General features: G+C 57.9%; 12 protein-coding genes. 6 read left to right on the forward strand and 6 right to left on the reverse strand.

The window, feature by feature from the left end; genetic code table 11:
• The first annotated feature begins 63 nt into the window (after positions 1 to 63).
• From HAT86_RS16370 to HAT86_RS16380, 3 genes are all read left to right on the forward strand, one after another.
• On the forward strand, positions 64 to 714 hold the full coding sequence (locus HAT86_RS16370) for a hypothetical protein (protein ID WP_167200401.1): 651 nt from the start codon (positions 64 to 66) through the stop codon (positions 712 to 714).
• Positions 715 to 1,083: 369 nt separating this feature from the next.
• Positions 1,084 to 1,842, forward strand: a complete 759-nt coding sequence (locus tag HAT86_RS16375) for a hypothetical protein (RefSeq protein WP_167200403.1) — start codon at positions 1,084 to 1,086, stop codon at positions 1,840 to 1,842.
• Between the two features lie 62 nt (positions 1,843 to 1,904).
• On the forward strand, positions 1,905 to 2,582 hold the full coding sequence (locus HAT86_RS16380; protein ID WP_167200407.1) for a hypothetical protein: 678 nt from the start codon (positions 1,905 to 1,907) through the stop codon (positions 2,580 to 2,582).
• A gap of 6 nt (positions 2,583 to 2,588) precedes the next feature.
• On the opposite strand, the gene HAT86_RS16385 is transcribed toward HAT86_RS16380, so the two are convergent.
• Together HAT86_RS16385 and HAT86_RS16390 are read right to left on the reverse strand one after the other, a co-directional pair.
• Positions 2,589 to 2,993: a c-type cytochrome gene (locus tag HAT86_RS16385; protein ID WP_167200410.1), complete on the reverse strand. Its 405-nt coding sequence runs from the start codon at positions 2,991 to 2,993 to the stop codon at positions 2,589 to 2,591.
• A gap of 64 nt (positions 2,994 to 3,057) precedes the next feature.
• The gene (locus HAT86_RS16390) at positions 3,058 to 4,632 is read right to left on the reverse strand and encodes a lysine--tRNA ligase (protein WP_167200413.1); all 1,575 of its coding nucleotides are present in this window, start codon (positions 4,630 to 4,632) and stop codon (positions 3,058 to 3,060) included.
• Between the two features lie 117 nt (positions 4,633 to 4,749).
• Between HAT86_RS16390 and HAT86_RS16395 the strand changes: the two genes are divergently transcribed.
• Positions 4,750 to 5,175, forward strand: coding sequence for a tellurite resistance TerB family protein (locus tag HAT86_RS16395; protein WP_167200416.1), 426 nt, complete (start codon positions 4,750 to 4,752; stop codon positions 5,173 to 5,175).
• On the forward strand, positions 5,175 to 5,585 hold the full coding sequence (locus tag HAT86_RS16400) for a L,D-transpeptidase (protein ID WP_167200419.1): 411 nt from the start codon (positions 5,175 to 5,177) through the stop codon (positions 5,583 to 5,585). The genes HAT86_RS16395 and HAT86_RS16400 overlap by 1 nt, the downstream gene beginning before the upstream one ends.
• A gap of 30 nt (positions 5,586 to 5,615) precedes the next feature.
• On the opposite strand, the gene HAT86_RS16405 is transcribed toward HAT86_RS16400, so the two are convergent.
• From HAT86_RS16405 to trmD, 4 genes are all read right to left on the reverse strand, one after another.
• Positions 5,616 to 6,425 (reverse strand): division plane positioning ATPase MipZ, encoded by an 810-nt coding sequence (locus HAT86_RS16405; protein ID WP_167200422.1) that lies wholly within the window; start codon positions 6,423 to 6,425, stop codon positions 5,616 to 5,618.
• A gap of 214 nt (positions 6,426 to 6,639) precedes the next feature.
• Positions 6,640 to 6,861 carry a 50S ribosomal protein L31 gene (gene rpmE, locus HAT86_RS16410; protein WP_167200425.1) on the reverse strand — a complete coding sequence of 74 codons (222 nt, stop codon included), beginning with the start codon at positions 6,859 to 6,861 and terminating at the stop codon, positions 6,640 to 6,642.
• Between the two features lie 11 nt (positions 6,862 to 6,872).
• Positions 6,873 to 7,259: a 50S ribosomal protein L19 gene (rplS, locus tag HAT86_RS16415; protein WP_167200428.1), complete on the reverse strand. Its 387-nt coding sequence runs from the start codon at positions 7,257 to 7,259 to the stop codon at positions 6,873 to 6,875.
• A 51-nt stretch (positions 7,260 to 7,310) separates the two neighbouring features.
• Positions 7,311 to 8,132, reverse strand: a complete 822-nt coding sequence (trmD, locus tag HAT86_RS16420) for a tRNA (guanosine(37)-N1)-methyltransferase TrmD (RefSeq protein ID WP_167200431.1) — start codon at positions 8,130 to 8,132, stop codon at positions 7,311 to 7,313.
• Positions 8,133 to 8,278: 146 nt separating this feature from the next.
• Between trmD and dapD the strand changes: the two genes are divergently transcribed.
• Positions 8,279 to 9,106, forward strand: a complete 828-nt coding sequence (gene dapD, locus HAT86_RS16425; RefSeq protein ID WP_167200434.1) for a 2,3,4,5-tetrahydropyridine-2,6-dicarboxylate N-succinyltransferase — start codon at positions 8,279 to 8,281, stop codon at positions 9,104 to 9,106.
• Positions 9,107 to 9,348 lie beyond the last annotated feature (242 nt).

Genomic DNA, 9,348 nt, shown 5'->3' on the forward strand with positions numbered 1-9,348 from the left:
GACGACGTCATCCGGCAGTACCTGGAATTACATTCCTCCAAGTGATGCCTCCGGCGTCAGCCGGTGGTCCTTCACTTAGCAGCTACTGAGTTTGAAATCCCAAATCTATATTATCACTGCAACACAAAAAGAACTTGGCAATCGTATCTAACAAGCGCTTTTAAGGAAAGTTTTTCAGAATCCAAATTCGATTATGGCAAAGCAATTTCCAATGCTAGCTTCAGGCTGGCAGGGCTTGAAGTAAAGGTTGGCTTACTTCTTGCCGATGACGAGGCAAAAATCCGTAAAAACCAGACACTGAGCGGTGCGGTTCGACCATCTATTGTCATCGACTCAATTTTATCGACCTTCAGCATTCTCGAGGGTCTTACAATGCTCTCTTATCTGGCAAACTTAAAACAAGACCGACTTGAGTTAGAGCTTGCAAAGACAAAACGCGGGAAAAAAATATCCCAAGGCCTCAAAGTAGCTACGGGCAACAATTGTAGTAAACAGGTAAAAGCTCTGACGGAATTACGTGATCGGTGTATTCACCAAGACCATGCCGATTTGAAAGATGACCTCGACTACATGCATGTCTTTAAAACTGACTCGTTACGTCCACATATCGAGCTTCTGCACAGTTACCTAAAATCTTTAGAAACAGAAGAGAACCAACTTCCATCTACTAATTTTAGAGAGTTTTGGGCACTTGATCATACCTCAAGCGTTTAGTGGCTGAAAATATTCTCGAACCACCAGCTTCAAGAACCTATCCCGCGCGGAATCAAGGCGCGTAGCGCCGCCGCGCGATCGCCAGACCGCCCCCCGGGCTGGCGATTGGGTCACGTCGGCGCGCCCGTCAAAGTTTTCCGAACACCGCCACCATAAAGCACGACGAATAAACGCCGGTCGCCATCCCGCGGTCTGGCCATCGCGCGGCTACGTAGGCTACGTAGGCTACGTAGGGTGCACATTCATTGCGCACCGGCCCGGCGCCCGCGCTCATTCCCGCGGCCTGTTCCCCTCGCACACACAAAACCCGTGCGCGGGGTGTGAAACCTTGCTAACATCCACCACACCACCCATTATACAGGCCGTTTCATGTTAGACCGTACCGATGTTGAAGCCTTGGCTTGCCCCGAGGATATTGCCCACCTTGCATTTAAAACCGAAAGCCTGAGCGATCATGATGTCGCCTTGATCGGTGTTCAGCGGACCAAGAACATCTCGGCCCCATCCCGCAAGGCCTATATGGACGGCGATACCGCCCCCCTGATGCAAGAGGTGGCCACCCGCCGCGACGATATCCTGAACGGTGCGCTTCTGGAAATTGGCTGCGAATATCAGACGGTGAAATCCTATCTAGAGGCTGAAGGGATCAAGCCAAAATCTCTGATTGATATCGGCTGTGGCCACGCCTTGCCCGATCTGTTCTTTCAACGTGATTTCAAACCGCGCTTCACGCTTGTGGATATTGAACACACGGATGATCAATATCACGGCTGGGCCGATAGCGGCAGCGGCTATGCCAGCCTTGCGGCGGCCAAGGCCTTGTTGCACGCAAACGGCGCGGCCAAAACCAAGGTGGCCACCCTCAACCCGATCAAAGAGCCAGGCAAACTGTCAGGGCTATCGGCGGATATGGTGATCAGTTTTTACTCCTGCGGGTTTCATTATCCGGTCGATGACTATGCCGACCTAATGGTGCAGACGCTGGAAAATGGTGGTGTGGTCTGCCTTGACCTGCGCAAGCATTACCTGCGTAGCCGCCCGGCGCCTTTGGCGCGCGTGCTGGACGCGGGCAAGGTCAGCCAGCTTTATAGATATCCGCGCTCGTTCCGGGTTATGGTGCAGGGCTAACTGGTCGGCCGCGCTGTGATTTCCACTGTGCGGGCTGGGTATCTCTTGCTACGGTCTGATCCATGCGCTGGCTTTGGATTCTTGTTCCCCTTTTTTTGATCGCGTGCGGGCGGCCTCTGACCCCGACCGAGGCCGATTTCGCCAGCCGTTTGCATGGTGACAGCCTGAACACCGACCGTATCCGCGTGGTCGATGGCGCGTTGATCGGCAAGGTGACCTATCCGCGCCAGAAACGCCCCCGCCTGACCTGCCGCGAACGTATCCTGCCCGAGCCGACAAGCCCCACCGTCACCGTGGCCCCGGCGGCTGTGGTGGTGCACAACAAGGTGTTTTTCGCCAAGGACTGGTACGAACCCGATTACATGCCACGCTACCCTGACTTCATGAGCCTTGTTCATGCGATGATCTTTGCGCATGAAATGGTGCATGTCTGGCAATGGCAGAACCGGCGGCAAACCGGCTATTCGCCGCTGCGCGCGGCGCGGGAACATCGGGTTAGCGATGACCCGTATTTGTTCGATATTTCCACCACGCCAGATTTTCTGGACTATGGCTATGAACAGCAGGCCAGTATCGTCGAGGAATATGTCTGTTGCGCCACGCTGGACCCGGACGCGCCGCGCACAAAGCGTTTGCGTGATATGCTGACCGGTGCTTTCCCGATGTCCGATCTGCCGCAACCCGGCAGCGTTCTGTTGCCGTGGCGGGGCGCGCAGCTGAAGGGTATATGCCGGATTTGAGGGGTGTTATTGCTGGATGCTTTCCAGATACACCAACAGCGCCGCCAAGGGGCGTGGGGTGGGGGTGAACACGCCGTCACCCACATCCACCGGCACGGTGTCGCCTTCCAGAAGCAGGCCAAACTCGGGCATCTCCTGCCCCGGCAACCCGGTGCGATCATAGCCGTCAATGACGCTAAGGACATGGGCACGGGGGAATGTGCCGTTCTCGCTAAGTTTGGTCAGGTCAGACGGGCGCGGCTGCATGGACATAGCCCATTCGCCGTCTCCGGTGCCTGATATGCCATGACATTGCGCGCAATTCGCCTGATACAGGGCCTGCCCCTCGGGCGGCTCGGGCATCGAAGGGGCCTTGGCGCAGGCCACAACCAGCCCCACAAGTCCAAGGGTCACTGCTACTGTCCGGATCATGCCATGCCTCCTGTGCGTTTGCGGGAAGCCTAGCAAGCCGCCAAGTCCCCCGCAATCACGCAATTCACGCCAGCTTGCCCGCCAAGGCATCGTCGATCAGTTGCACGGTTTCCTCCACGCCATAAAGCGCGATGAACCCGCCAAAGCGCGGCCCTTGCGAGGCACCCAACAGAACCTCATACAGTGCCTTGAACCAGTCGCGCATCGGGTCGAAGCGTTCGCGCCCACAGGCAAAGACCACGCCTTGCAGCTCTTCTGCATCGGCCGTGCCATCCCATGCCTTCAGGCGGTCGCGCAGATCCTCCAGCGCCTCACGTTCCAGATCGGTGGGGGCGCGGTAGGTTTTGCCGGGCTTCACAAAGTCATTGTAGTAGCGCACCGCAAACCCGGCGGCGGCGTCCAGATCGGGATGCGTGTCGGCACTGGCCTCGGGTGCATAGCGTTGGATAAAGCCCCACAGCGTTTCCTTGTCTTCGGCCCCGGCGACCGACGCCAGATTCAGCAACATCGAGAACGGCACTACCATGCGGCTTTCGGGCACGTCGCCGTTGTGAATGTGATACACCGGGTTGTTCAATCGCGCCTTAGCATCCTGATCGCGATAGGCGCGCAATTGCTGGTGATATTCATCCACCGCCTTGGGGATCACATCGAAATAAAGCCGCTTGGCGGTTTTCGGCTTTTGATACATGAAATAGCTCAGGCTTTCCGTCGAGGCATAGCTGAGCCATTCGTCAATGCTGATGCCGTTGCCCGAGGATTTGGAAATCTTCTGCCCGGTATCGTCGAGGAACAGTTCATAGGTGAAATGCTCGGGCGCTTTCCAGCCAAGGATTTGGCAGATGCGGTCATAAATTGGCGTGTTTGTCGAATGGTCCTTGCCATACATTTCGAAATCCACGCCAAGCGCGGCCCAACGGGCGCCGAAATCGGGCTTCCATTGCAGTTTCACATTGCCGCCGGTGACGGGCAGTGTCCATTCGCGGCCCTCTTCGTCGTCAAAGGTGATGGTGCCATCCTTGGCGTTCACCTCTTTCATCGGCACATACAGAACCCGGCCCGTTTCGGGGTGCAGCGGCAGGAAGATCGAATAGGTCTGGCGCCGCTCTTCGCGCAGCGATTTCAGCATGACGGCCATCAGGTCGTCATAGCGTTCGGCGGACCGCAACAGCACCTCGTCAAACTGGCCGGTCCGATAGAAGTCGGTCGCCGAGATGAAGTCGTATTCGAAGCCAAAGGTATCCAGAAACCGGCGTAGCATGGCGTTGTTGTGATGGCCGAAACTTTCATGTGTCCCGAATGGGTCAGGCACGCTGGTCAGCGGCTTTTGCAAATGCTCGTGCAGCATGTCGCGATTGGGCACGTTGCCGGGTACCTTGCGCATCCCGTCCAGATCATCGGAAAAACAGATCATCTTGGTTGGGATGTCGCTGATCACTTCGAATGCGCGGCGGATCATCGTCGTGCGCAACACCTCGCCAAAGGTGCCGATATGCGGCAGGCCCGAGGGGCCATATCCAGTTTCGAACAGGACATATCCCTTTTCGGGCGGGGCTTTTTCATACCGTTTGAGCACGCGGCGCGCTTCTTCAAAAGGCCAGGCTTTCGAACTCATCGCGGCTTCGCGTATCTCGGACATGTGCGTATTCCCGTGTTTTCCTGTGCGCATGGGCGCGCCAAGGTCGTTTGCTTCCTATTGCCGAGGCGCGGCACAGTCAATATTCTGCGCTGCAACAAGCCCTTGAAAGGACGCATGATGAACGATCAAATCCCCCATCCGTTGACACCTCAGGACTGCCTAGTGGCGGTGATGATCGCAATCTCGGCGTCGGACGAACAGATTCGCACCGCGGAACTGGTCAAGATCGAGGGGGCGGTCAACAACCTGCCGGTGTTCGCCAACTACGATCTGGACCGGATGAACGTGATGGCGCAAACCGTGTTCGACCTGTTCAGCGTCGAAGATGGTCTGGACGCGCTGTTTGGTCTGGTGCGTGATAACCTGCCTGAAACTCTGTTCGAAACCGCTTATGCCTTGGCCTGCGATGTGGCGGCCGCCGATGGCATGATCCAGCACACCGAATTGCGCCTGTTGGAAGAAATCCGCTACGAGCTGAACATTGATCGCCTGCATGCGGTAGCCATTGAACGGGGCGCGCGGGCGCGGCACATGACAGCCTGATGTGGCGACTGATTGCAGTTTGGCTGGCTGTCGCGGCGCCCTCTTGGGCGGCAGAGGTTGAGGCGCGCATAGACCTGTCGGATCAGGCGATGACTGTCGTCATTGACGGGGATGCGGCTTATACGTGGCCGGTCTCGACAGCGCGACCGGGCAAATTCACACCGACAGGCATGTTTACGGTGCAGTCCATGCGCCGCATGCATTATTCAACGCTTTACAACAACGCGCCGATGCCGTGGTCGATCTTTTTCTGGGGAAATTTCGCCATTCATGGCACCACGCAGATCGACAGGTTGGGCCAGCCCGCCTCGGCGGGCTGTGTGCGCCTTCACCCGGACGATGCGAAAATCTTGTATCAGTTAATCGAGGAAAACGGCCGTGGGAATGTTGTTATCGAAATCATCGAGTAAGCAGCTTGCCCGCGTCATTTTGGGTATCGCTTAGAAATTCGCCTCGACGCCGGGCAAATTCAACGCCTTGATCAACTCGCGCAGTTCTTGCCGGGCCGCGATATTCGAGATGTTGAGCTGTTTGACGCCGATATCCTTGAGATCCAGCAAGGTCAGCCCCCTTGGGAACAATTCCCGAAAGATCACGCGCTCGTTAAAGCCGGGGGCGACACGAAACCCGATCCGCTTGGCCAGATTGTCCAGCGCCTCGCCCATTTTCTTTTTGTTGACCATTTGCTGCGCGCCAAGGCGATTGCGCACCACGATCCAGTCAATGGGTTTCAGGCCGGCCTGCGCGCGCAATTGCCGGGCGCTCCAGACCATTTCGGAATAAACAGACGGGCCAATGATTTTTTTTCCGTCGCTGTCGATATGGGCCAGCAGGTCGAAATCGACGAAACTGTCGTTCAGGGGCGTGATCAGCGTATCGGCCAGCGAATGCGCCACCTGACTGAGCCGGGTATGCGAGCCGGGACAGTCGATCACGATGAAATCGCTATCGGGTTCCAGTTCCGCGACAGCCGCCGACAGCCGCCTGTCGTACACGTTTTCGCCGGGTTTCAAACTGGACTGATCCACCTCGGGCAGGTCGTGATAGTAGGGGCTTGGCAATGCGAGGCCGGATTTTTCCAAAAACGCGGCGCGGTTCACCGAATAGCGGCCAAAGGTCTTTTGCCGCAGGTCCAGATCAAGCGCGCTAACTTTATGCCCCAACCGCGCAAGGGCCGTGGCCACATGCATCGACACTGTGGATTTGCCCGCACCGCCCTTTTCGTTTCCGACGACGATAATATGCGCCATGTGTGTTCCCCTGTCCCTTATCCGGGCTGCATTGTTTGCGGCACATTATCCGCGAGGGGCTTGATTGGAAAGCCACAGTCTGTCTGTAAGTGTGGTGCTGGCCCATCTTTTTGCAGCCTTGCCGCGGGGCGTTTTGCCCATTCAGAACATGGCCCAGAAACGCAAAACGCCGCCCAAGGGGGCGGCGCTGCCGTTTTGTATCGCGGGGAAGGCTTTAGAAGCCCAGACCGGAGTATTTGTTCTTGAACTTCGAAACACGGCCGCCGGTGTCCATCAGGCGCGAGCTGCCGCCGGTCCATGCCGGGTGCACCGAGGGGTCGATATCCAGCGACAGCGTGTCGCCTTCCGCGCCATAGGTGGACCGCATTTGCACGATTGTGCCATCGGTCATTTTGACGTCGATGACGTGATAATCGGGGTGGGTGTCTTTTTTCATCGTGCCGCTCCTTATGCCGACTTGCCGGTTTTCTTGGGCTTGTATGTGCTGTCCTCGGCGATACGGGCCGATTTGCCCCGACGCGAGCGCAGGTAGTACAGCTTGGCGCGACGGACGCGGCCACGGCGCACCACAGTGATGTTGTCGATGTTGGTTGAGTAAAGCGGGAACACACGTTCGACGCCTTCACCAAAGGAAATCTTGCGCACCGTGAAGCTGCCGGCGATGCCTACGCCGTTCTTGCGGCTGATGCAGACGCCTTCAAAGTTCTGCACACGCGAACGCGTGCCTTCCGTGACCTTGTACCCGACACGGATCGTGTCACCGGCCTTGAAGTCCGGGATTTCCTGGCCAAGCTCTGTGATTTGCTCGGCTTCCAGTTGAGCGATCAGATCCATCGCTATTTCTCCTATATGCTTGCGGTTTTCCCCGCAAAGTTTGCTGCCGCCTCAGAGCTCTTGGTCTTCATCCGGGTCCCTACCATGCGCCGCACTGTAAGCCCGCCAGAGATCAGGTCGTCGTTCCTTTGTCAGCCTTTCGGCCTGCGATTGCCGCCAGTCAGTGATATTCCCATGATGACCCGAAAGAAGAATTTCGGGGATCGGCAGGCCCTTCCAAGTGGCTGGTCGCGTGTACTGGGGATGTTCAAGCAGGCCATCGGAAAACGATTCGTCTTCCGTCGACGCCTGATTCCCAAGCACGCGGGGTATAAGTCGGACTGTCGCATCAATCAAGGCCTGAGCGGCAATCTCGCCGCCGGTCATGACAAAATCGCCCAAAGACACCTCTTCGATGCCGTAGTGGTCGATCACCCGCTGGTCCAGACCTTCGAAACGTCCGCAAATCAACGTGACGCCGGGGGCTTGCGACAGCCGTCGCGCCATGGCCTGATCAAAGCGTTTGCCGCGCGGGCTAAGGTAAATCAAGGGCGCGTTTTTGGGCGCGTCTTTCAAGGCGTGCTCAATGGCCTGGCCCATGACATCAGCGCGCAGCACCATGCCCGCGCCGCCCCCGGCAGGGGTGTCATCGACATTGCGGTGTTTGCCCTCGCCAAACCGGCGCAGATCAATCGCGTCAAGCTGCCACAGCCCGTCTTTTAACGCCTTGCCGGTCAGGCTTTCGCCCAGAACACCGGGAAAGGCGTTCGGCAGCAGCGTGATCACCTGCGCGCGCCATGCCCGCGCCAGCAGGGGGCTGTCGGTCATCAACTCTTGCGGCTTCAGCGTGGCCTTGATGGATTTGCGGCCGTGGGATCGGGCGTTGTCGGTCATGAGCAAGGGCCATAGCGATGCAATCGGCGTCAGACAAGCCCGCGCGTCGGTGCCATGCCATCTGCGGTCGCTTGCCCGATTGCCTTTGGCGGCCTCACGCCCTAAAGCCGGGACCAGACAAATGAAATGCAAACGGAGGCCCGCACATGTCGAACGCCCAGCTAGAACAGGCCATCGAGGCCGCATGGGATACCCGCGATCAGATCACGCCCAGCACAGGCGGCGAAACCCGCGAAGCAATCGAAGACACGTTGAACGCGCTGGATAGCGGCCAATTGCGCGTTGCCGAACGCGACGACAATGGGGATTGGCACGTCAACCAATGGGCCAAAAAGGCGGTTTTGCTGGGTTTCCGCATCAAGGATATGGAAATTCAGGACGGTGGCCCGCAAGGCGGTGGCTGGTGGGACAAGGTCGACAGCAAATTCAAAGGCTGGGGCGACACTGAATGGACCGCCGCAGGCTTTCGCGCCGTGCCGAACTGCGTGGTGCGCAAATCGGCTTATATCGCGCCGGGCGTGGTGCTGATGCCATCCTTTGTGAACCTTGGCGCTTATGTGGACGAAGGCACCATGGTGGATACATGGGCCACCGTCGGAAGCTGTGCCCAGATCGGCAAGAATGTTCACCTGTCGGGCGGTGTCGGCATTGGCGGCGTGCTTGAGCCGATGCAGGCCGGGCCGACGATCATCGAAGACAATTGCTTTATCGGGGCACGCTCCGAAGTGGTTGAAGGCTGCATCGTGCGCGAAGGCTCGGTTCTGGGGATGGGCGTTTATATTGGCCAGTCCACCAAGATCGTCGACCGTGAGACCGGCGAAGTGTTCATGGGCGAAGTGCCGCCGTATTCGGTGGTGGTGTCGGGGTCGATGCCGACCAAGAACAACCTGAACCTATATTGTGCAGTCATCGTCAAGCGTGTGGATGAGCGGACCCGTTCGAAAACAGCCATCAACGAGCTGCTGCGCGACTAAGGCATGGTGAGGGGCGCAAGGCCGTTCGAACGGCCTTGGCCAAGCGATTTGCAAATCGCTTGGCACCGCTCTGAGCTTGTCGCTAGTGTTCTGCACCTGACACAAGTTTCACCGCTTGCCTCTGGTGCGCCTCCACCGTTCGGCGAAGGTGCGAGCGTCGGCTAAGCTGTAGGTTTCTCGGACGCCACGCGAGGTGGTCAAGTAGCGCGCGGCACCGTCTGGCGTCCGAGAAGCGCGCAAGC

The sequence above is a fragment of the Roseovarius gahaiensis genome, from assembly GCF_011601345.1.
Lineage (GTDB): Bacteria > Pseudomonadota > Alphaproteobacteria > Rhodobacterales > Rhodobacteraceae > Roseovarius > Roseovarius gahaiensis.

Excerpts from the sequence above, each read along its gene's own strand:
- HAT86_RS16375 (WP_167200403.1), top strand. The coding sequence starts at position 1,084 with ATGTTAGACCGTACCGATGTTGAAGCCTTGGCTTGCCCCGAGGATATT.
- HAT86_RS16385 (WP_167200410.1), bottom strand. The coding sequence starts at position 2,993 with ATGATCCGGACAGTAGCAGTGACCCTTGGACTTGTGGGGCTGGTTGTG.
- HAT86_RS16390 (WP_167200413.1), bottom strand. The coding sequence starts at position 4,632 with ATGTCCGAGATACGCGAAGCCGCGATGAGTTCGAAAGCCTGGCCTTTT.
- dapD (WP_167200434.1), top strand. The coding sequence starts at position 8,279 with ATGTCGAACGCCCAGCTAGAACAGGCCATCGAGGCCGCATGGGATACC.
- HAT86_RS16405 (WP_167200422.1), bottom strand. The coding sequence starts at position 6,425 with ATGGCGCATATTATCGTCGTCGGAAACGAAAAGGGCGGTGCGGGCAAA.
- rpmE (WP_167200425.1), bottom strand. The coding sequence starts at position 6,861 with ATGAAAAAAGACACCCACCCCGATTATCACGTCATCGACGTCAAAATG.
- HAT86_RS16400 (WP_167200419.1), top strand. The coding sequence starts at position 5,175 with ATGTGGCGACTGATTGCAGTTTGGCTGGCTGTCGCGGCGCCCTCTTGG.
- HAT86_RS16395 (WP_167200416.1), top strand. The coding sequence starts at position 4,750 with ATGAACGATCAAATCCCCCATCCGTTGACACCTCAGGACTGCCTAGTG.
- rplS (WP_167200428.1), bottom strand. The coding sequence starts at position 7,259 with ATGGATCTGATCGCTCAACTGGAAGCCGAGCAAATCACAGAGCTTGGC.
- HAT86_RS16380 (WP_167200407.1), top strand. The coding sequence starts at position 1,905 with ATGCGCTGGCTTTGGATTCTTGTTCCCCTTTTTTTGATCGCGTGCGGG.
- trmD (WP_167200431.1), bottom strand. The coding sequence starts at position 8,132 with ATGACCGACAACGCCCGATCCCACGGCCGCAAATCCATCAAGGCCACG.